Genomic DNA, 19,402 nt, shown 5'->3' on the forward strand with positions numbered 1-19,402 from the left:
AAGCAAGCGTTAGGTGCGACCAGGGAGCGCGATGGGGATCACACTGCGGGACGGGCCGGTCGCCGAGGTCGTGGTGGACGTGCCGCCGGTGAACGCGTTGACCGTCCAGGGCTGGGCCGAGCTGGCGGCGGCGGTGCGCGCGGCCGGACGCGACCCGGCGACCAGGGTGGTGGTGCTGCGGGCCGAGGGACGCGGGTTCAACGCCGGCGTGGACATCAAGGAGATGCAGGCCGATCCCGGGCACACGGCGCTGGTCGGGGCGAACCGGCAGTGTTTCGAAGCGTTCGCGGCCGTCTACGAATGCGAGGTGCCGGTGATCGCCGCGGTGCACGGCCACTGCCTGGGCGGCGGGGTCGGCCTGGCGGGCAACGCGGACGTGGTGGTGGCCAGCGAGGACGCCTACTTCGGGCTGCCCGAGGTGGACCGCGGAGCGCTCGGCGCCGCCACGCACCTGGCCCGGCTGGTGCCCCAGCACCTCATGCGGGCCATGGTCTACACGTGCAGGAACGTCACGGCGGCCGAGCTGCGCGCGTTCGGCTCGGTCCTGGAGGTGGTGCCGCGCGACAAGCTGCGGGAGACGGCCATGGAGGTGGCCGGGCAGATCGCGGCCAAGGACCCGTACGTGATCCGCCGCGCCAAGGAGTCGCTGAACGGCATCGACCCCGTGGACGTCCGGCGCAGCTACCGCTTCGAGCAGGGCTTCACCTTCGAGCTGAACCTCATGGGCATGGGCGACGAGCACAGGGAGCGGTTCCGATGAGCAAGGTGATGTCCGTCGAGGAGGTCGCGGCCTCGGTGGAGAGCGGGATGACGGTCGGGATCGGCGGCTGGGGCTCGCGGCGCAAGCCCATGGCCCTGGTGGACGGCCTGCTGCGGACGCCCGTCCGGGACCTGACGATCGTCTCCTACGGCGGCCCGGACGTCGGCATGTTGTGCGCGGCGGGCAAGGTGCGCAAGGTCGTGGCGCCGTTCGTCACGCTCGACTCCATCCCCCTCGAACCGCACTTCCGGGCCGCCCGGCAGGCGGGCGCGATCGAGTTCGCCGAGTACGACGAGGGCATGTTCATGTTCGGGCTGCTGGCGGCGGCGCACCGGCTGCCGTTCCTGCCGACGCGGGCGGGGCTGGGGTCCGGCGTGATGCGGGTCAACCCGGACCTGCGGACGGTGCGCTCGCCGTACGGGGACGGGGAGGAGCTGGTCGCGGTGCCCGCCCTGACCATGGACGTGGCGCTGGTGCACCTGAACCGGGCCGACGCCCGCGGGAACGCCCAGTACCTGGGCCCCGACCCGTACTTCGACGACCTGTACGCCAAGGCGGCCGGGCGCTGCTACGTGTCGTGCGAGCGGCTGGTGGACACCGCCGACCTGCTGAAGGAGGGGCCGGTGCAGTCGTTGCTGATCAGCCGGTCGATGGTGACCGGCGTGGTCGAGGCGCCCGGCGGGGCGGGCTTCACCTCGTGCGAGCCGGACTACGGGCGCGACGAGGAACGGCAGCGGCGTTACGTGGCGGGCGGCCTCGATGAGCAGAGCTGAAGGCAGGGCTGTGAGCAGGGCCGACGTGTGCGTGCTGGCCTGCGCGGAGGCGTTCAGGGGCGACGGGGAGATCCTGGCGGCCGGGATCGGCGGCGCGGTCACGGTGCTGGCCGCGCGGCTGGCCCGGCTGACGTTCGAGCCCGATCTGCTCACCCACGACGGCGTCTGCCTGCTCACCGGCGACGTGCCCGCGCTCGGGGCGGCGCCCGGGGTGGTGGAGGGCTGGCTGCCGTTCCGCGAGCACCTGTGGCTGGTACTGAACGGCCGGCGGCACGTGATGCTCGGCGCGAGCCAGATCGACCGGCACGGGAACAGCAACATCTCCTGCATCGGCGACTGGGCCCGGCCCAAGGCCCAGCTCCTGGGGGTGCGCGGGGCGCCGGGGAACACGCGGTGCGACCCGACGAGCTACTGGATCCCGCGGCACTCGCGGCGGGTGTTCGTGCCCGAGGTGGACATGGTGAGCGGGCTCGGCACCGACCGGGGCGCGCACGAGTTGCGGCGGGTGGTGACGGACCTGGCGGTGCTCGACTTCGCCACCGCCGACGGCTCGATGCGCCTGGTGTCCACCCATCCGGGCGTGAGCGTGGCCGACGTGGTGGCCGCCACCGGTTTCGACCTGGTCATCCCGCCGGACGTGCCCGCGACGCGGGAGCCGGACGCCGGTGAGCTGGCCGTCCTGGACCGGCTGGATCCCGGCCGGGCGCGCGACCGCGAGGTGGCGGCGTGAGGACCGCCCTGACCGAGCTCACCGGCTGCCGCCATCCCGTCGTCCAGACCGGCATGGGGTACGTCGCGGGCGCCCGGCTGGCCGCGGCCGTCTCGGCGGCGGGCGGGCTGGGCGTGATCGGCGCGGCCACCATGTCGGTGCCCGAGATGACGGCGGCGGTCAGGCGGGTGAAGGAGCGCACGGACGCGCCCTTCGGGGTGAACATCCGCTCCGACGCCGACGACGCGGCCGAGCGGGTGGAGGTGATGATCAGGGAGGGCGTGCGGGTGGCGTCGTTCGCCCAGGCGCCCCGGCGGGAGCTGATCGCCCGGCTCAAGGACGCGGGGGTCGTCACCATCCCCTCGGTGGGGGCGCGCCGGCACGCCGAGAAGGTGGCCGCGTGGGGCGTGGACGCGGTGATCGTCCAGGGCGGCGAGGGCGGCGGGCACACCGGCCCGCTGGCCACCACGCTGCTGCTGCCGCAGGTCGTGGACGCGGTGGACATCCCGGTGATCGCGGCGGGCGGGTTCTTCGACGGCCGGGGCCTGGTCGCCGCGCTGGCCTACGGCGCGTGCGGCGTCGCCATGGGCACCCGGTTCCTGCTGACCCGCGAGTCCCCCGTGCCCGGCGGGGTCAAGGACGTCTACCTGGCCGCCCGCGAGACCGTCGTGACGACCGCGGTGGACGGCGTGCCGCACCGCGTGCTCAGCACGCCGTTCGTGGCCTCGCTGGAACGGTCGCGGCTGCTGCGCGCGGTGCTGAACGGCGCCCGGTTCAGGCGGCTGTCCGGCCTGTCGTGGGCCGCGCTGGTCCGCGAGGGACGGCGGATGCGGCGCGGCCGGGAGCTGACCTGGGCGCAGGTGCTCCAGGCGGCCAACACGCCGGTGCTGCTGCGGGCGGCGATGGTGGACGGGCGGGCCGACCTCGGGGTGATGGCCTCCGGTCAGGTGGTGGGCGTGATCGAGGACCTGCCGTCGTGCGCCGAGCTGATCGAGCGGGTGATGGCCGAGGCCGAGGACGTGCGCGGGAGCCTGGCCCGGCTCACAGGACGGTGATGCCCCGGGCGGCGAGGATCGCGTTGGCCTGGGCCTGGTTGATGATCGCGCCGGTGAAGGCGCGCAGCTTGGCGTCGTCGGGCTGACCGAGGTCGGCGCCGCGCAGGTCGGCCTTGGCGAACGTGGTGTTGAGCAGCCGCGTGCCGATGAGCCGGCAGTCGCTGAAGGTGGCCTCGGTGAAGTCGCAGCCCGACAGGTCGGCGTCGTCGAAGCGCACCCCCTCGATGAACTCGCCGCGCAGCGAGCAGCCGCCGAGGTTGGCCAGCGTCAGGTTGCTGCGCGCGATCTTGAAGCCGGTGCCGCGCGAGGCCGTGAGCGCGGCGCCGATCATGCGGCAGCCCGTGAAGGAGGTGTCGGTCAGCAGCGCGCCGCCGAACTGGGCCGAGGACAGGTCGACGTCGGTGAACGTCGCGTCGATCAGGTCGGCGTCGTTGAACCTCGGGCGCATGCCGCCGCCGCCGGTGAAGACGGCGCCGTCGAGGTCGGCCTTGCGCAGGTCGGCGCCGTCGAGCACGCAGGACTCGAACCGGGCGCCGGCCAGCGCGGCTCCGGACAGGTCGGCCTCGGTCAGGTCGCAGCCGCGGAAGACGTGCGGCCCGTCGCCGTGGAGGGCGGGGCGGCTGTGGGAGAGGTCTTCGCCGTCGAGGTTCACGGTGTCACAGCGTACCGGTGAGCACCTCCGCCGCCGCCTGGCCGCAGACCCGCGCCGACCCGTACGTGGCGATGTGCACGGCGCCGAGGTCGGAGCGGGCGGGCAGGCCCATCTCGACGACGACGGCGTCCGGGCGGGCGCTGAGCAGGTGCCGCAGCGCCTCCCCCTGCCAGGCGTAGCGGTGGGCGTCGCGGACCACGATCACCAGCGGACGCTGCGCCGCCTCGCCGATCAGCCGCTCCAGCCGGGCCCCGGTCGTGTCCCCGGCCGCGAGCCGGGTGACGGCGGTGCCGGGCAGCAGCCGGCCGAGCGGCTCGCCGACGCCCCACGGGGTGCCCTTGTCGATGGCCAGGTTCATCTCGGGCGTCAGCTCGACCACGTGCGCCGCCCCGGTGAGCGGCAGCACGGCCACCGTCGACCTGCGGGTGACGCGTACGGCCCGGCGGGCCGCGGAGAGCCCGAGGTAGCCGTCCTCCGGTACGGGGCTGCCCGAGGAGGTGGTCCAGGCGGCCAGCTCGCGGACCCTGCGTGCGGCGTCGGCCAGTCGCTCCTCGGGCAGCAGTCCTTCGGTCACGGCGGCGGCGATGGCGTCGCGGACCTCGACGGCGGTGGCCTCGTCGGCCCGCTCGCCGCCCACGCAGATCGCGTCGGCCCCCGCGGCTAGGGCCCGGGCGGAGGCGCCCCCGATCCCGTACGCCCCCGACACCGCGGCCATTTCCATGCCGTCCGTGATGATCATTCCCTGGAAGCCCAGTTCCTCGCGCAGCAGGCCCGTGAGGACCTTCGGGCTGAGCGTGGCGGGCAGTTCGGCGTCGTAGGAGGGCACGAGCAGGTGGCCGGTCATGATCGACCTGACCCCCTCCTTGATCGCCTCCCGGAACGGGAAGAGCGCCTCCTCGATGCCGGCGTCGGCCACCACGGGCACGCCGTGGTGGGAGTCGACGGTGGTGTCCCCGTGGCCGGGGAAGTGTTTGGCGCAGGCGGCCACCCCGGCCGACTGCAGGCCCCGGACGAACGCCCTGGTGTGCCGGGCCACCAGCGCGGGGTCGGCCCCGAAGGCGCGCAGGCCGATGACCGGGTTGTCCGGGTTGGAGTTCACGTCGGCGGAGGGGGCGAAGTCGATCGTGATGCCGGCCGTCGCCAGTTCGCCGCCCAGGTCCCTGGCCAGGGCCTCGGTGAGGCCGACGTCGTCCACGACGCCCAGCGCGTACCCGCCGGGACGGCTGCTGCCGGTGCTCACTTCCAGCCGGGTGACCTCGCCGGACTCCTCGTCGGTGCCGACGAGCACCGCGGGGTTCTCCGCGCGCAGTGCGGCGGTGAGCCGGGCCACCTGGGCGGGGTCGGCGATGTTGCGGGAGAACAGCACCACACCGGCCAGCCCCTCGCCGAGTCGGCGGAGGATCCAGTCCGGAGGCGTCCGTCCGACGAAGCCGGGGAGAAGGACGGCGTCGGCAAGGCGAAGAAGGTCACCGCTGAGGGGCATGAACCGAAATCTAATAGGAAAGTTTCCTATTTGCTAGAGGCATTTTCTGATGTCAGCCCGGTTCCTTCCGTGTCGAATTCAACCATTGCCGGAAATGGCCACTCCGATCGCCGCCGCGCGGCTTTCAGGCGAGGCGCTCGATGACGGTGACGTTCGCCTGTCCGCCGCCCTCGCACATGGCCTGCAGGCCGTACCGGCCGCCGGTGCGCTCCAGCTCGTGCAGCAGCTTCACGGTCAGGACCGCGCCGGTCGCGCCGAGCGGATGGCCGAGCGCGATGGCGCCGCCGTTGGGGTTCACCCGGGCCGGGTCGGCGCCGGTCTCCTTGATCCAGGCCAGCACGACCGAGGCGAACGCCTCGTTGATCTCGATCGCGTCGAAGTCGTCGATGGCCATGCCGGTCCTGCCCAGGGCGTGAGCCGTGGCGGGGATGGGCGCGGAGAGCATCATGATCGGGTCCGCGCCGCGCGCCGACAGGTGGTGCACGCGGGCGCGCGGGGTCAGCCCGTGGTCGCGTACGGCCCGGGGCGAGGCGACCAGCAGCGCCGCCGCGCCGTCGGAGATCTGGGACGCCAGCGCCGCCGTGAGCCGCCCCCCTTCGGCCAGCGGCCTCAGCGCGGCCATCTTCTCCGGCGTGGTGTCCCTGCGCGGCGCCTCGTCGTCGGCGACACCCTCGTAGGAGACGATCTCGCGCCGGAAGCGCCCCTCGTCCACGGCCCGCAACGCGCGGCGGTGCGACTCGTAGGCATGGCGCTCCATGTCCTCGCGCGACAGGTCCCAGGCCACCGCCATCTGCTCGGCTCCGGCGAACTGGGAGACCTCCGCCGTGCCGTACCGCGCGGCCCAGCCCTTGGACCCGGCGACGGGGTTCTCGTGCCCGAGCGGCCGGCCCGCCAGCATGGCCGAGGAGATCGGGATCATGCTCATGTTCTGCACGCCGCCCGCGACCACCAGGTCGCTCGTGCCCGACAGCACGGCCTGGGCGGCGAAGTGCAGGGCCTGCTGCGAGGAGCCGCACTGGCGGTCCACGGTGACGCCCGGCACCTCCTCGGGCAGCCCGGCGGCCAGCCAGCAGGTGCGCGCGACGTCGCCGGCCTGCGGCCCGATCGTGTCCACGCAGCCGAAGATCACGTCCTCGACGGCGGAGGGGTCGGCGTCCGCGCGGTCCATCAGCTCGCGCAGCACGTGCGCGCCCAGGTCGGCCGGGTGGGCCGCGGCCAGCCCGCCGTTCCTGCGCCCGACCGGGCTGCGGACGGCTGCGACGATGTAAGCCTCGTTCATCTTCGCATCCTAACAAGCGCTTGGTACGCAAGGTAACGCCGTATGAGCTGGGGCTGATGCGTGAACAAGCGATTGTCTGAGGGCTCATAATGGAAACGTGACCACGCGAAAGAACTCCGGCACCACCACGTCACCGGCGAAGCGCCAGCGCGCCACCTCCTCGGGGGCGGCGTCAGAGCGGCGCGACCACCTCGTCAAACTCGCCGCGGAGCTCTTCGCGCGCAAGGGCTTCCAGGCCACGACCGTACGCGAGATCGCCGACGAGGCGGGCATCCTGTCCGGGAGCCTCTACCACCACTTCGACTCCAAGGAGACGATCGTCGACGAGGTGCTGTCCACCTTCCTCGACGACCTCATCGCCCGCTACCGCGCCGCCGTCGACAACAACGCCGACGCCCGCACGGTCCTGTCGGAGATGGTCCGCATCGGCTTCGGCACGCTGGAGCCCCATCGCGCCGCGATCACCGTCATGCAGAACGACTGGAACTACCTGCGCCAGTTCGAGCGCTTCAACTACCTGGTCAAGGCCGAGGACGAGGTCGAGCAGATCTGGGTGGCCCAGATCAAGGCCGGCCAGGCGGCCGGGCTGTTCAGGGCCGACGTCGACCCCAAGCTGACCTACCGGATGATCCGCGACACCATCTGGGTGGCCGTGCGCTGGTTCCGTCCCGGCGGCAGGCTCAACACCACCGCCCTGGCCGAGCACTACATCACCGTGCTGTTCGACGGCCTCGCCACCGGCGAGCGCACGACCCAGCGCCAGGGATGAGCCTCGGCAAGGCGGTGCGGCTGGCACTGCAGGAGATCGCCGAGCCGCACAAGGCCGAGCCGATGCGCGCGTACATGAAGTCGGAGATGCCCTTCCTCGGCGTGCAGGCGACGCCGAGGCGGGCGGCGCTCAGGCGGGTGTTCGCCGACCACCGCATCGACTCCGCGCCGGAGTGGCGGCGCGCGGTGCTCTCGCTGTGGCGGGAGGCCGAGTACCGCGAGGAGCGCTACGCCGCCGTCGAGCTGACCGGCTACCACTACTACCGCGACTTCCAGACCCTCTACACCGTGCCGATGTACGAGGAGATGGTCGTCACGGGCGCCTGGTGGGACCTGGTCGACGAGCTGGCCACCCACCGCGTCGGCGGCCTGCTGACCGCCTTCCCCGACACCATGCGCCCGCTCATGCTGGACTGGGCCGCCGCCGACGACCTGTGGAAGCGCCGTACGGCGATCCTGTGCCAGAACCGCTTCAAGTCCCGCACCGACACCGCCCTGCTGTACGCCTGCATCGAGCCCAGCCTGTCCGACACCGACTTCTTCGCCCGCAAGGCCATCGGCTGGGCCTTACGCGAGTACGCCAAGACCAACCCCGACGAGGTCGTCCGGTACGTCCGCGCCAAGGGCATCTCGGGCCTGAGCCGCCGGGAGGCGCTGAAGAACCTGCCCGCCGGCTAGACCCTCCTCACCTGGTCCACAGCGCGTCCTGCACCGCCTGGACCAGCGCCATCAGCTCCGGGGTCACCCGCTCGCGCGCCCAGGCCAGCGCGTAGGTGATGCGCAGCTCCCCCGCCTCCAGCGGCACGAACCGCACGTCCTCCCGCCTGACGGCCCTGACCAGGAGCTGCGGGATCGGCAGCAGCCCCGCCCCGGCGGCCACCAGGTCGAGCGCGGCGGCGAAGTCGTCGTCGGCCACCATCCGCGAACGCCCCGGCAGCCCCGCCCACGGCCGGCTGCCCGGCGTCAGCAGCACCTGCCCGCCCAGATCGTCCGGCGTGACCCTGCCGTACCCGGCCAGCCGGTGCCCGAGCGGGACGGCCAGATGGTCCACGGTGACGTGGAAGCGGGCCGCCGTGACGAACTGCGCGGGCGCCGGCGTGGCCAGGATCGCGGCCGAGACCTCCCCGCTCCCCAGTGCCTGGGCCGCCGCGCCCCGGCCGGCCACGACGAGCTCCACGCCGATCGCCGGAGCGCGCCCGGCCAGCCGCCTGGCGATGCGCGCGGCGAGCGTCCCCACCAGGGGTGGATAAGCCAGATGAATGGTCGGGCGGGCCAGCCTGGCGGCCTCGGCGGTGAACGCCTGCGCCGATTCGAGCATCTGCCGGGCGTACGGCAGCAGGCCCTTCCCCTCGGCCGTGAGCCGCACCTCGCGGGCGTTGCGCTCGAAGAGCCTGACCCCGGCGGCGCGTTCGAGCCGGGTGATGGCCTGGCTGACGGCCGGCTGCGACATACCGAGGTCGGCGGCGGCGGCCGAGAAGCCGAGCCGCTCGGCGACCAGGAGGAAGCAGTGGATCTCCTTGAGCATAAGCAGCACTTATCGATGATGCATGACCTCGGCGGCGCCCGACACGATTCCGCCATCTGACCGACGTGATCGAGGAGCTGAGATGTCGCCATTCCCCACGTCCACGGTGCTCGGATATCCGAGGATCGGGCCGCGACGGGAGCTGAAGCGGGCGCTGGAGTCGTACTGGGACGGGCGGTCCGGCCGGGCGGAGCTGGAGCGGACGGGCGCGGAGATCAGGGAGCGGACCTGGCGCAGGCTGGCCGAGCTCGGCCTCGAAGGGCTGCCGTCCAACACCTTCTCCCTGTACGACCACGTGCTGGACACGGCGGTGCTGCTGGGCGCGGTGCCCGAGCGCTACCGCGCGGCCGAGGACCCCTACTTCGCGATGGCCAGGGGCACCGAGGGCCTGGCGCCGCTGCGGATGACGAAGTGGTTCGACACCAACTACCACTACATCGTGCCGGAGATCGGCCCGGAGACCGTCTTCAAGCTGGACGCCTCCAAGCCGCTCGCCGAGGTGCGCGAGGCCCGCGCGCTGGGTTACGAGACGCGTCCCGTCGTGGTCGGGCCGGTGACGTTCCTGCTGCTGGCCGGGGCGCCCGATCGGCTGGAGGACGTGCTCGGCTGCTACGAGGAGCTGCTCGCGGCGCTGGCCGCCGAGGGCGTCGCCTGGGTGCAGCTCGACGAGCCGGCGCTGGTCGGCGACCGCACGCCCGAGGAGCTGGAGGCCGTGCGCGGCGCCTACGACCGGCTGGGGTCGGCGACCTCCCGCCCGGGGCTGTTCGTGGCCTCCTACTTCGGCGACCTCGGCGCCGCGCTGCCGGTGCTGGCCGGCACGCCCGTGGAGGCGGTCGGCGTGGACCTGGTGCGCGGCGGCGCCGTACCCGACCTGCCGGGCAAGACCGTGGTCGCGGGCGTGGTGTCGGGCCGGGACGTCTGGCGCACCTCGCCGGAACGCGCGCTGGCCGCCCTGGGCGGCGTGCGGGCGGACCGGGTGACGGTGAGCACGTCGTGCTCGCTGCTGCACGTGCCCTACGACGTGGACGCCGAACCCGACCTCGATCCGGCGCTGCGGGAACGGCTGGCGTTCGCCGAGCAGAAGGTGGCCGAGGTCGTGGCGCTGGCCCGGTCGGACTTCCGTGGGCCGGTCCCGGCCGGGCCCTCGGTGGCGCTGACCGCCCCCGCCGCGCCGCAGGAGCGGGCGCCGTACGCGGTGCGGGCCGCCGCCCAGGCCGCTCACCTGCGCCTGCCCGCGCTGCCGATCACCACCATCGGCTCCTTCCCCCAGACCGGCGAGCTGCGCGCGGCGCGGGCGGCCGTCGTGGCCGGCACGCTGTCCGAGGACGGCTACGAGCGGCGCGTCGAGGCCGAGATCGAGCGCGTCGTCAGGGTGCAGGAGCGCCTCGGCCTGGACGTCCTCGTGCACGGCGAGCCCGAGCGCAACGACATGGTGCAGTACTTCGCCGAGCACCTGGACGGGTTCGCGGTCACCAGGAACGGCTGGGTCCAGTCGTACGGGTCGCGCTGCACCCGGCCGCCGATCCTGCACGGCGACGTCGGCCGTCCGGGGCCCATCACCGTACGCTGGGCCTCCTACGCGCAGTCGCTCACCGACAAGCCGGTCAAGGGCATGCTCACCGGGCCGGTGACGATCGTGGCCTGGTCGTTCGTCCGCGACGACCTGCCGCTGCGCGACGTGGTGTTCCAGGTCGCCGACGCGGTGCGCGAGGAGGTGCGCGACCTGGAGGCGTCCGGGGTGTCGATCATCCAGGTGGACGAGCCCGCGCTGCGCGAGCTGCTGCCGCTGCGGCGGGCCGCGCAGGCCGACTACCTGGAGTGGGCGGTGACGGCCTACCGGCGGGCCACCTCGGGCGCGGCCGACCGCACCCAGATCCACACCCACCTGTGCTATTCGGACGCCGACCAGATCCTGGCCGCCATCGACGGCCTGGACGCCGACGTCACCACGATCGAGTCGGCCCGTTCGGGGGCGCGCATCCTGGGCGCGGTGCGCGCGTTCGGCCGCGGCCTCGGGCCCGGCGTGTACGACATCCACTCCCCGCGCGTGCCCGGCGCGGACGAGGTCGAGGGCCTGCTGCGCAGGACGCTGGCGGCGCTGCCGGCCGAGCGGGTGTGGGTCAACCCCGACTGCGGGTTGAAGACGCGCACGTACGAGGAGGTGGAAGCCTCGCTGGCGCACGTCGTCGAGGCCACCCGGCGGCTGCGGGCCGAGCTTCAGCCGTAGAGCGCGGTGAACTCCTCGACCGTCATCCCGAACAGGACCTCGTCGTCGTAACGCCCGGCGGCGAAGCGGCTCCTGCGCCGGCGGCCTTCCTCGACGAAGCCCAGCCGCCGGTGCAGGGTCAGCGACGGCTCGTTGGAGCTGTAGACCCACGCCTCGGCCTTCTGGAAGCGGCGCTCGGCGAACATGTAGCGCAGCAGCAGGACGACCGCCTCGGTGGCGTAGCCCTTGCGGTGGTACGGGGTGCCGACGGAGATGCCGTAGCAGAACGTGCCGTGCATGCGCTCGACCTCGTGGGTGTTGATCATGCCGACCGGGCGGCCGTCGTCCGCGGCGGCGATCACCAGGCGGAGCTCGTCCAGGTCGGACTCCTGCTCGGCCAGTTCGGTGGCCCACTTCTTCGCCTGGGCGGCCGAGCGGGGCGGGTGCAGCCGCCAGCCGTTCCTGGCCGCGTCGGTGTCCTCGTCGAAGGAGAGGAACGCCTCCCAGTCCTCCGGTTCGATGGCTCTCAGGCGCACGCGCTCGCCCACCCACGCAGACGTCATGATGTGGAGCAAACCAGAGCACGCCCCCCACACGCGAACCCTTTTCCGGCCCTCACCCGCGCCCGTAGGTGTCCTCGGCCCGCCAGAAATACCAGAGCCCGAGGACCAGTCCGGCGACCGCCCAGAACGCGCAGCTCAGCCAGACGAGCTGGCGAGGGCTGGAGGCGTGGATCAGGATGTCGCGCATGAACTCGATGGTGGAGGCGGCGGGGTTGAGATACATGACGTCGGCCACCCACTGCGGCAGCCCGACCCCGCCGACCGGCTTGCCGGTGACCGGGTCCGGATATCCCACGATCTTGTACTGGATCGAGAAGAAGACCCCGGAGGCGTACAGCCAGGTCCGCAGGACGAACGGCAGGAGCTGGTTCACGTCGCGCAGCGAGGCCCCCAACCGCGCCAGGACCAGGCTCAGCCCGGTGTTGAACATCGTCTGCAGGAGCAGGGCGACCGGGATCAGCAGCCAGAACCAGGTGGGGAACTCCCCCATGACGACCACGAGGACGAGCAGCACGCCCATGGAGATGGCCGACTGCCGCAGTTCCTGAAGGGTGTAGGCCAGGGGCAGCGCGGCGCGGGGGAAGTGCAGGGCGCGGATGAGCGAGAGGTTCCCCGAGACGGACTTGGCCCCCGCCGAGGCCGACCGCTGGCTGTAGGTGAAGACGAACATCCCCGTGACGAGGAACGCCGCGTAGTTCTCGATGTGGTCCTGTCCGCCCAGGACGAGGCCGAACATGACCCAGTAGATGCCGGCGTTCAGCAGCGGCGTCACCACTTGCCAGAGTTGCCCGAGCGCGGAGGCGGAGTATTTCGAGGCGGTGCGCGAGGTCGCGTACACCAGGATGAAGTGCCGGCGCTCCCATAATCGGCGCAGGTAGACGTGCATGTCCGGCCGGGCCACGGATCGCCGCAGCCCGTGACGGGTCGCGAGTGCGGCGAGTGAGTTCTGCTCGGGCGCTGATGACATGGAGTCTCCTCACGGCCTGCTGCGATCGCGGAATGCCAAGGAGTCTAGGTTCCGGGGCGGCGGGACGGGCGTCCTCGCGCGCCTCCGAGGGACGCGGTTCCACTTGAGGGGGCCGGCGGCTGAGGGGGTCGGAGGCTGAGGGGGTCGGAGGCGCAGACGTCGAGTCAGGTGGCTCGTCCGTCGAGGAAATCGACGACGCGGGCGTTGAGGTCGGCGGGCTCGTGCCACGGCATCGCGTGATGGGACAGGCGCGGCAGCACCGCGGTCCGCGCGTGCGGCAGCAGGCGGGCGGCGGCGGAGGCGACGCGGTGCGGGGAGTGCGCCTTGCCACGCCCGGCGACGAGCACGAGGGCCGGCGTGGTGAGCACGCGCAGCGATCCGGGCTCGGGCCGCTTCCCGGTGACGACCTTCGTGTCCGGGAACTCCGCGGCCAGGCCGTAGAGCCGCAGCCAGGCGGGGTCGGCGGGCGCGCCGCCGGTCTCCCACGCCAGGAAGGCCCGCGCGCGCGAGGCCGTCGGCCGCAGCAGGAACGGCAACGCGCGGGCCAGGTATCCGGCCCGGAACCCGCCGAAGCACCGCGTCGGGTCGAGGAGGACGAGCCGCCGGACCCGCCGGGGCGCGTGGAGGGCGTACGTCAGGGCGATCCACCCGCCGTGGGAGTGCCCGCACACCGCGGCGCTGTCGATCCCGAGCCCGTCGAGCACCCCGTCCAGCCAGCCGAGCAGGTCGCCGACGTCCCGAGGAGGGCGTTCGCCCCGGAGGCTGCGCCCCGGCTCGCCGATGCGGTCCACGGCGTACACCCGATGACGCCGTGCGAACGCGGCGACGTTGGCGAACCACATCGCCGCCGTGGTGCCGCCGCCGTGCAGCAGGACCAGCGGCGGGCCGTCGGCGGGGCCGCACGCGTTCACCCGGGTCGTGCCGTACGCCGACGGCAGATCGATCGCCTCGACCGGAACCGGCCAGCGTTCAAGAACCGCGTCGTAGGCGGAGAGGAAGGCCGTGGCCGCGTCGGACATGCCGCACCTCGCTGAATAGCTCGCTCAACAACAATCTCGTTCAGCGAGATAATGCCATACTGGTGGCATGACGATGCGGCGGGAGCATGCCGGGAACGTGGACGATCAGGACGCCGGGATGCGGCTGGTCCATCTGCTGCGCGCCATCACCGTGGAGATCGACCGCATGGGAGAAAGATTCGCCGCCGGGAACGCCCTTCACCCGACCGACGTGCGCGCCCTCATCTGCCTCCTGGACGCCGCCCGCACCGGCTCCCCCGCCACCCCCGGAACGCTGGGCGCGCACCTCGGCCTCAACTCCGCGGGCACCACGGCGGTGATCGACCGCCTGGAGAGACTCGGTCACGTACGCCGGGAACGCGACACCCGAGACCGCCGGCGGGTGCTGCTGAAGGTGGACGAGAGCGCCGTCGCACTCGGCTGGAGCTTCTTCGGCCCGCTCATCCGGGAGATCGTCGCCCTCATGGGCCGGTTCGACGCCACGGAGCAGGCGACGATCGAGCGCTTCCTCAACGACGTGCACGAGGCCGTCACCCTGGAACGCGCCGCCCAGCACTAGGTCAACGGCTCGGCGAAGGTGAGCGTGGTCGGCACTCCACCACTTTGTACGCCTCGCTGTTCCGCTACGACGACGACATCCTCGTCAACCAGTCCAACGACCGGGCCGCTGGCGCCCCCTCGGCGAAGACCATTGAGCTCGGCGACACCCCCTATTTGAGGGCTCCCGAGGTCAGGCCGGACTGGATCTGGCGCTGGAAGACCGTGTACACGACCAGCATCGGCAGGATCGCCAGCGTCAGGGCGGCGAACAGGGCCGACCAGTCCTGGTCGTACCCGGCGGCCGTCGAGATGTCGGCGATCCCCTGCGTGAGCACCCACTTGTCCCGGTCCTGCAACAGCACCAGCGGGAGCTGGTACTGGTTCCACTGGCCGAGCACGTTGAAGATCGTGATGCTGATGATGCCGGGCCGGGCCATCGGCAACATGATCTGGAAGAAGACGCGGGTGTGCGACGCGCCGTCCACCATGGCCGCCTCCCCCACCGCCGTGGGCAGCGTCCGGAAGAACGCCGTCAGGAAGAACACCGTGAACGGCATCGAGTAGGCGATGTAGACCAGCACCAGCCCCGCGTGCGTGTTCAGCCCGATGTACGGCCCCACCAGCGGCACCGCCCCCATGTTCTGCACGACGAAGAACAGCGGCGTCAGCTTCAGGTAGACCGGGAAGGCCAGCCCGGAGACGAACAGGAAGTAGATCGGCCGGTTGGCGCGGAAGGGGTAACGCGCCAGCACGTACGCGGCCATCGAGCCGAGCAGCATCGTCCCGGCCACGCTGAAGGTGACGACGATGACGCTGTTGAGCATGTACTGCCCGATGTGGGCCTGCTCCCAGGCACGGGCGAAGTTGTCCCAGTTGAGCTTGGCCGGCAGCCCCCAGGCCTCGCCGAAGATCTCGTCCTCGCTCTTCACCGAGGCCAGGAAGGTCCACAGGATCGGCACCACGACGAGCACCGTCCACACCAGGAGCGCGACGTGGGACAGCACGGCCATCGGCCCGAGCCGCCGCCGGCGCTCCTGGCGGGCCAGTTTGCGGGAGTTCGCCACCGTCCACGTGGTCGTCGTTGTCATCTAGTACTCGATTCGTTCGCGGCGTGACAGGCGCAGCGAGAGGATGGCGAAGCCGACGGTGAAGAAGAACATCATGACGCCCAGGGCCGAGGCGTAGCCGAAGCGGAAGTACTGGAAGGCGTTGCGGTAGATCTCGGCGGCCATGACGGTGGTCGACCAGTCGGGGCCGCCGTGCTGGTCGGTCATCACCCACACGATCGCGAACGCGTCGAGCGCCAGGATGCCGAGGTAGACCCAGGCCACCTGGATCGTGTCCCACAGCAGCGGCAGCGTGATGCGGAAGAACAGGCTGAACCGGCCCGCGCCGTCGATCTGCGCCGCCTCGAACATGTCGCGTGGGATGGAGGCCAGCCCGGCCGAGAACAGCACGACGTAGAAGCCGACCGCCTGCCAGACCAGCACGCCGAGCACCGACCAGAAGGCGACGTCCGGGTCCGACAGGAAGCCGACCGGCTTGGCGCCGAGCGCGATCAGCGGCCCGTTCAGCATGCCGCTGCCGTCGGGCCGGAACACCTGCTGGAACAGCACCCCGACCACGGCCACCGCCAGGACCTGCGGGAAGAAGAACACCACGCGGTAGAACTTCGAGCCCGCGATGCCCGACGAGCCCTTGCGCCCGCCCACGTTGAGCAGGAAGGCGAAGAACAGCGCGATCACGATCGTGAGCAGCGGCAGCAGCACGAGCAGCATGGCGTTGTGGGTGACGGCCTTCCAGAAGACGCCGTCCTTGAACAGCCGGACGAAGTTGTCCAGCCCGATGAAGTCCGGTGTGGCCGTCACGCCGCGCCAGTCGGTCATCGAGATCTTGAACGCCTGGAGCAGCGGCGAGATGACGTAGACGAGGTAGAGGATCACCGGGGCTGCCAGAAACGCGGTGATGAACAGCCCACGGCGATACCTGTTGAACAACATCAGCGCTTGTACTTCTTGATCGAGGAGTCGTTCTTGATCTCGTCGGCCTTCTTCTGCATGCGCTCCAGGTACTTCTCCGGCGTCAGGCCGCCGGACATCAGCTCGCCGGTGGCCGCGATGCCCTCGTCCTTGAGCTGGCCGTACCAGGTGTACCAGCGGTAGTAGACGGTGTTGGCGCCCGCGTCGGCGACGGCCTTGGAGGCGCTGGTGACGCCGGGCGAGATCGTCCGGCCCTCGGTCGCGCCCTTGACCGCGGTCACCGTCTTGACCATCTCGCTGAAGTCGCCGGCCGCCTTCTTCGACAACATGCCGCGCAGGTACTCGACGCCCGCCTGGGGGTTGGGGCTCTTGGCCGAGACCATGAAGTTCTCGCCGGGCTGGGTGTGCAGGGTGCCGTACGGCATCTTGTCGGAGCCGGTGACGTCGGGGATCGGGAACATGCCGTACTCGAAGTCGGGCGGGGTGGTGCTCTTCTGCTCGTTCTCCAGCCACGACCCGGACGGCAGCATCGCCACCTTGTACTTGTTCTGGGCCGTCTGGGTCTGCACGTGGTCGAGGCCGGTGGTGCCCTCCATGAGGTACTTGGCGCCCACCTCGGCCCAGGCCGTGGCGGCGGTCTTCATGGCCTCGGTGGTCCAGGCGCCGTCCTCCAGGTTGTCGATGTTGACCAGCACCTCGTTGCCGCCGATCTTGGCGGCCATGGTCAGCAGCGGCTCGTACAGGTACTGCGGGAACTTGCCCGCGTACGTGAAGGGCGCCATCTTGCCGGACTTCTTGATCGTCTCGCAGAGCTTGGTGAACTCGTCCCAGGTCTTGGGGATCTCCCAGCCGTTCTCCCTGAACACCTTCTGTGAGTACCAGATGCCGTGGATGTAGTTCACGTAACCCAGCACGCTGAACTTGCCGTCGTAGGTGCCGATCTCGATGACCGACGGGTCGATGGTGTCCCTGACCTTGACGGCGGGATCGTCCCAGCTCGGCGCGTCGAGCAGCGCGGTGAGGTCCTGGAGCTGGCCGTCCTGGGACAGGGCGCCGAAGTCCATGAAGTTGGCGCCGGAGTTGTCGATCACCTCCGGGGGGTTGCCGCCGGCGAACCGCGGCTGGAGGACCTTGGTGATCTCCTTGGTCGCGTTGTGCTTGATCGTGCTCTTCGGGTACTTCGACGTGAACAGCGGCTCGTGGATGGTCTTGGCGTAGTCCTGGCCGAAGCCGCCGTCGAAGATCCACACCTCCAGCGGCTTGCCGTCCGCCACGCCGAACGGGTTGGCCGCGCTGGTCGCCACCGGGGCCGACGAGGCGGTGGCCGTGGGTTTGGCGGCGGGGGTGGCACAGGCGGCCAGCGCCCCCGCGACGGGGACGAGAGCCGCGCCGCGCAGGAGATGACGACGACTGATATGGGGGGTGTCAGACATTGATGGCTCCTAGATTTTCATGATCCTCGTCGTATGCGCCCTGCGTATCGGCTCTCCAGGGCCTTGTTGTGCTCGTCGCCGCCGGTCACGTTGACCGACAGGTAGACGGGGGGCCGCTCGCCCAGGGCGACGAGCTCCTCCACCGCCTCGGTGACCACCATCTGCGCGAGCAGCGCCGAGGTGATCGTGGAGACCGCGCCGTACGTGCCGCCGTCCGGCAGGTCGAGAACGGCGTCCCCGTACGGGGAGCCGTTGTCGAGCACGACGTCGGCCAGGTCCATGAGCTTGCCGCCCGAGGGATGGCGCGAGGTCATGCGCGTGCTGTGCGCGACCGACGTGATCGCGACGAGCGGGTGGCCGCGCTCCTTGACCAGCGTGGCCAGCTCCACGACCGTGCCGTTCACGCCGGAGCTGGAGACCAGGACGAACACGTCCTGCGGCTCGACGGGGGCCAGGTCGTAGATCTCGTGGGCGACGGCCGGGTCGCGTTCCAGCTCGGGGGTGAGCACGCTCGGGGGCCGGCCGCCGTACAGGACGAGGTCGCGCGGGGAGAGGCGGTTGCTGGGCACCAGGCCGCCGGCCCGTCCGGCGATCTCCATGGCGATGGCCTCGGAGTGCCCCGACCCGAACGCGTTGACCACCCCGCCGTCGCGCAGCGCGGCGACGATCAGAGCGGCGGCCCGGCGCACCGGCTCCGCCTGGCTCTCGGCGACCCGTCCGGCGAGGGCGAGGGCCGTGGACGCGTACCTCATTCAGCCTCTCTCCACGCGGTGGCTCTCCACCGCGCTGATCGTCAGCTCGAACGCCTCGTTGGTGCGCTCGTACGTGCGTTGCGCGACCGCCACGTAGACGGCGTCGAGCACGAAGAGCTGCGAGTGCACGGCAGCCAGCCCGCCCAGCCTGAACGTGGTCTCCCTGCTGGCGGTCGTCAGCACCAGGTCGGCCAGCTCGGCCAGCGGCGAGCGGGCGAAGGAGGTGACCGCGACCGTGGTCGCGCCGTGGCTGCCCGCCTCGGCCAGCGCCTCCATGACCTCGCGGGTACGGCCCCGGTGGCTGATGCCGATGGCGACGTCGTCCGCGCCGAGCAGCGCCGCCTCCGACAGCGCCACGTGCGCGTCGCCCGCGCTCCAGCCGGGGATGCCGATGCGACGCAGCCTGCCTTCGAGCATGGTGGCGACGTTCCCGCTGGTGGAGACGCCGATCAGGAGCACCCGGCGGGCCCTGACGACGGCGTCGGCGACCTGGGCGACCACCGCGAGGTCGAGCTGGGCGGCGGTGTCCTGGATGAGCCTGGCGTCGGCGGCGGCCATCACCTCGATGGCCGCGTCGAGCGGGTCGTCGGGGCCGATCTCGTGCCCGACGCCGGCGCCCCAGCCGGCCTGCGCGGCCCTGCCGGTCTCCGTGGCGAGCGCGACCCGCAGCTCGGCGTAGCCGGAGAAGCCGAAGGCCCGGCAGAACCTCGTCACGGTGGCGGGCGAGCTGCCCGCCCGCTCGGCCAGCGCGATGATGGTCGACCGCGCGGCCTCGGCGGGATCGCCGAGTATCACCTCGCCGACCCGGCGCAACGCCTCCGGCAAACCGGGCAGTTCCGTTTCGACGCGCCCAAGTGCTCCTGAAGTCACGAATATTCCTTCCGAATACTCGGTCTTCTGGCGAAAATTATTCTTGCTTCCCGGTCACGTCAACCCCCA

At 71.6% G+C, this 19,402-nt stretch carries 20 protein-coding genes; 8 read left to right on the plus strand and 12 right to left on the minus strand.

The window, feature by feature from the left end; all coding sequences use genetic code 11:
- Positions 1-31: 31 nt before the first annotated feature.
- Genes ACIHAD_RS38240 through ACIHAD_RS38255 form a run of 4 tightly spaced genes read left to right on the plus strand, consistent with a single transcriptional unit; the run spans position 32 to position 3,297 of the window.
- Positions 32-760 (plus strand): enoyl-CoA hydratase family protein, encoded by a 729-nt coding sequence (locus ACIHAD_RS38240; RefSeq protein ID WP_397359634.1) that lies wholly within the window; start codon positions 32-34, stop codon positions 758-760.
- The gene (locus ACIHAD_RS38245; RefSeq protein WP_397359636.1) at positions 757-1,533 is read left to right on the plus strand and encodes a CoA transferase subunit A; all 777 of its coding nucleotides are present in this window, start codon (positions 757-759) and stop codon (positions 1,531-1,533) included. Before ACIHAD_RS38240 ends, ACIHAD_RS38245 begins: the two co-directional genes overlap by 4 nt.
- A complete protein-coding gene (locus ACIHAD_RS38250; protein ID WP_397359637.1) occupies positions 1,520-2,263 on the plus strand; it encodes a CoA-transferase subunit beta in 744 nt (247 codons plus the stop codon). Before ACIHAD_RS38245 ends, ACIHAD_RS38250 begins: the two co-directional genes overlap by 14 nt.
- A complete protein-coding gene (locus ACIHAD_RS38255) occupies positions 2,260-3,297 on the plus strand; it encodes an NAD(P)H-dependent flavin oxidoreductase (RefSeq protein WP_397359638.1) in 1,038 nt (345 codons plus the stop codon). The genes ACIHAD_RS38250 and ACIHAD_RS38255 overlap by 4 nt, the downstream gene beginning before the upstream one ends.
- Here ACIHAD_RS38255 and ACIHAD_RS38260 read toward each other — a convergent pair.
- The 3 genes from ACIHAD_RS38260 to ACIHAD_RS38270 form a co-directional block, all read right to left on the minus strand.
- On the minus strand, positions 3,284-3,949 hold the full coding sequence (locus tag ACIHAD_RS38260; RefSeq protein WP_397359639.1) for a pentapeptide repeat-containing protein: 666 nt from the start codon (positions 3,947-3,949) through the stop codon (positions 3,284-3,286). The two genes, ACIHAD_RS38255 and ACIHAD_RS38260, sit on opposite strands and share 14 nt — an antisense overlap.
- A gap of 4 nt (positions 3,950-3,953) precedes the next feature.
- Positions 3,954-5,432, minus strand: coding sequence for a glycoside hydrolase family 3 protein (locus tag ACIHAD_RS38265; RefSeq protein ID WP_397359640.1), 1,479 nt, complete (start codon positions 5,430-5,432; stop codon positions 3,954-3,956).
- Between the two features lie 124 nt (positions 5,433-5,556).
- On the minus strand, positions 5,557-6,711 hold the full coding sequence (locus ACIHAD_RS38270; RefSeq protein WP_397359641.1) for an acetyl-CoA C-acetyltransferase: 1,155 nt from the start codon (positions 6,709-6,711) through the stop codon (positions 5,557-5,559).
- A 97-nt stretch (positions 6,712-6,808) separates the two neighbouring features.
- Between ACIHAD_RS38270 and ACIHAD_RS38275 the strand changes: the two genes are divergently transcribed.
- Both ACIHAD_RS38275 and ACIHAD_RS38280 read left to right on the plus strand, forming a co-directional pair.
- Positions 6,809-7,480, plus strand: a complete 672-nt coding sequence (locus tag ACIHAD_RS38275) for a TetR/AcrR family transcriptional regulator (RefSeq protein ID WP_397359642.1) — start codon at positions 6,809-6,811, stop codon at positions 7,478-7,480.
- Positions 7,477-8,157 (plus strand): DNA alkylation repair protein, encoded by a 681-nt coding sequence (locus tag ACIHAD_RS38280; RefSeq protein WP_397359643.1) that lies wholly within the window; start codon positions 7,477-7,479, stop codon positions 8,155-8,157. Before ACIHAD_RS38275 ends, ACIHAD_RS38280 begins: the two co-directional genes overlap by 4 nt.
- A gap of 7 nt (positions 8,158-8,164) precedes the next feature.
- On the opposite strand, the gene ACIHAD_RS38285 is transcribed toward ACIHAD_RS38280, so the two are convergent.
- Positions 8,165-9,004, minus strand: a complete 840-nt coding sequence (locus ACIHAD_RS38285) for a LysR family transcriptional regulator (RefSeq protein ID WP_397359722.1) — start codon at positions 9,002-9,004, stop codon at positions 8,165-8,167.
- 82 nt (positions 9,005-9,086) lie between these two features.
- Between ACIHAD_RS38285 and metE the strand changes: the two genes are divergently transcribed.
- Positions 9,087-11,231 (plus strand): 5-methyltetrahydropteroyltriglutamate--homocysteine S-methyltransferase, encoded by a 2,145-nt coding sequence (gene metE / locus ACIHAD_RS38290; protein WP_397359644.1) that lies wholly within the window; start codon positions 9,087-9,089, stop codon positions 11,229-11,231.
- Here metE and ACIHAD_RS38295 read toward each other — a convergent pair.
- The 3 genes from ACIHAD_RS38295 to ACIHAD_RS38305 form a co-directional block, all read right to left on the minus strand.
- Positions 11,222-11,773 carry a GNAT family N-acetyltransferase gene (locus tag ACIHAD_RS38295; protein ID WP_397359645.1) on the minus strand — a complete coding sequence of 184 codons (552 nt, stop codon included), beginning with the start codon at positions 11,771-11,773 and terminating at the stop codon, positions 11,222-11,224. The genes metE and ACIHAD_RS38295 overlap by 10 nt on opposite strands.
- A 52-nt stretch (positions 11,774-11,825) precedes the next feature.
- Positions 11,826-12,740, minus strand: a complete 915-nt coding sequence (locus tag ACIHAD_RS38300; RefSeq protein WP_397359646.1) for an ABC transporter permease — start codon at positions 12,738-12,740, stop codon at positions 11,826-11,828.
- A 164-nt stretch (positions 12,741-12,904) separates the two neighbouring features.
- Entirely contained in the window at positions 12,905-13,759 is an 855-nt protein-coding gene (locus ACIHAD_RS38305) for an alpha/beta fold hydrolase (protein WP_397359647.1), read from the minus strand.
- 67 nt (positions 13,760-13,826) lie between these two features.
- On the opposite strand from ACIHAD_RS38305, the gene ACIHAD_RS38310 reads away from it, so the two are divergent.
- A complete protein-coding gene (locus ACIHAD_RS38310) occupies positions 13,827-14,318 on the plus strand; it encodes a MarR family winged helix-turn-helix transcriptional regulator (RefSeq protein WP_397359648.1) in 492 nt (163 codons plus the stop codon).
- A gap of 151 nt (positions 14,319-14,469) precedes the next feature.
- Here the strand turns inward: ACIHAD_RS38310 and ACIHAD_RS38315 are convergent, their stop codons facing one another.
- Genes ACIHAD_RS38315 through ACIHAD_RS38335 form a run of 5 tightly spaced genes read right to left on the minus strand, consistent with a single transcriptional unit; the run spans position 14,470 to position 19,333 of the window.
- Positions 14,470-15,387 carry a carbohydrate ABC transporter permease gene (locus ACIHAD_RS38315; RefSeq protein ID WP_397359649.1) on the minus strand — a complete coding sequence of 306 codons (918 nt, stop codon included), beginning with the start codon at positions 15,385-15,387 and terminating at the stop codon, positions 14,470-14,472.
- Positions 15,388-16,299 carry a carbohydrate ABC transporter permease gene (locus ACIHAD_RS38320; protein WP_397359650.1) on the minus strand — a complete coding sequence of 304 codons (912 nt, stop codon included), beginning with the start codon at positions 16,297-16,299 and terminating at the stop codon, positions 15,388-15,390.
- A complete protein-coding gene (gene ngcE, locus ACIHAD_RS38325; RefSeq protein WP_397359651.1) occupies positions 16,299-17,711 on the minus strand; it encodes an N-acetylglucosamine/diacetylchitobiose ABC transporter substrate-binding protein in 1,413 nt (470 codons plus the stop codon). Before ngcE ends, ACIHAD_RS38320 begins: the two co-directional genes overlap by 1 nt.
- Before the next feature lie 17 nt (positions 17,712-17,728).
- A complete protein-coding gene (locus tag ACIHAD_RS38330) occupies positions 17,729-18,463 on the minus strand; it encodes a sugar isomerase domain-containing protein (protein ID WP_397359652.1) in 735 nt (244 codons plus the stop codon).
- Positions 18,464-19,333, minus strand: a complete 870-nt coding sequence (locus ACIHAD_RS38335) for a MurR/RpiR family transcriptional regulator (protein ID WP_397359653.1) — start codon at positions 19,331-19,333, stop codon at positions 18,464-18,466. It abuts the gene before it with no gap.
- Positions 19,334-19,402: the final 69 nt, after the last annotated feature.

The organism is Nonomuraea sp. NPDC052265, assembly GCF_044547985.1.
In the GTDB taxonomy this organism is placed as follows: Bacteria; Actinomycetota; Actinomycetes; order Streptosporangiales; family Streptosporangiaceae; genus Nonomuraea.

What these genes read in the sequence shown, in the direction of transcription:
- ACIHAD_RS38240 (WP_397359634.1), top strand. Translation starts at nt 32, where the DNA reads ATGGGGATCACACTGCGGGACGGGCCGGTCGCCGAGGTCGTGGTGGAC.
- ACIHAD_RS38245 (WP_397359636.1), top strand. Translation starts at nt 757, where the DNA reads ATGAGCAAGGTGATGTCCGTCGAGGAGGTCGCGGCCTCGGTGGAGAGC.
- ACIHAD_RS38250 (WP_397359637.1), top strand. Translation starts at nt 1,520, where the DNA reads ATGAGCAGAGCTGAAGGCAGGGCTGTGAGCAGGGCCGACGTGTGCGTG.
- ACIHAD_RS38265 (WP_397359640.1), bottom strand. Translation starts at nt 5,432, where the DNA reads ATGCCCCTCAGCGGTGACCTTCTTCGCCTTGCCGACGCCGTCCTTCTC.
- ACIHAD_RS38270 (WP_397359641.1), bottom strand. Translation starts at nt 6,711, where the DNA reads ATGAACGAGGCTTACATCGTCGCAGCCGTCCGCAGCCCGGTCGGGCGC.
- ACIHAD_RS38280 (WP_397359643.1), top strand. Translation starts at nt 7,477, where the DNA reads ATGAGCCTCGGCAAGGCGGTGCGGCTGGCACTGCAGGAGATCGCCGAG.
- ACIHAD_RS38285 (WP_397359722.1), bottom strand. Translation starts at nt 9,004, where the DNA reads ATGCTCAAGGAGATCCACTGCTTCCTCCTGGTCGCCGAGCGGCTCGGC.
- metE (WP_397359644.1), top strand. Translation starts at nt 9,087, where the DNA reads ATGTCGCCATTCCCCACGTCCACGGTGCTCGGATATCCGAGGATCGGG.
- ACIHAD_RS38295 (WP_397359645.1), bottom strand. Translation starts at nt 11,773, where the DNA reads ATGACGTCTGCGTGGGTGGGCGAGCGCGTGCGCCTGAGAGCCATCGAA.
- ACIHAD_RS38300 (WP_397359646.1), bottom strand. Translation starts at nt 12,740, where the DNA reads ATGTCATCAGCGCCCGAGCAGAACTCACTCGCCGCACTCGCGACCCGT.
- ACIHAD_RS38305 (WP_397359647.1), bottom strand. Translation starts at nt 13,759, where the DNA reads ATGTCCGACGCGGCCACGGCCTTCCTCTCCGCCTACGACGCGGTTCTT.
- ACIHAD_RS38310 (WP_397359648.1), top strand. Translation starts at nt 13,827, where the DNA reads ATGACGATGCGGCGGGAGCATGCCGGGAACGTGGACGATCAGGACGCC.
- ACIHAD_RS38315 (WP_397359649.1), bottom strand. Translation starts at nt 15,387, where the DNA reads ATGACAACGACGACCACGTGGACGGTGGCGAACTCCCGCAAACTGGCC.
- ACIHAD_RS38320 (WP_397359650.1), bottom strand. Translation starts at nt 16,299, where the DNA reads ATGTTGTTCAACAGGTATCGCCGTGGGCTGTTCATCACCGCGTTTCTG.
- ngcE (WP_397359651.1), bottom strand. Translation starts at nt 17,711, where the DNA reads ATGTCTGACACCCCCCATATCAGTCGTCGTCATCTCCTGCGCGGCGCG.
- ACIHAD_RS38330 (WP_397359652.1), bottom strand. Translation starts at nt 18,463, where the DNA reads ATGAGGTACGCGTCCACGGCCCTCGCCCTCGCCGGACGGGTCGCCGAG.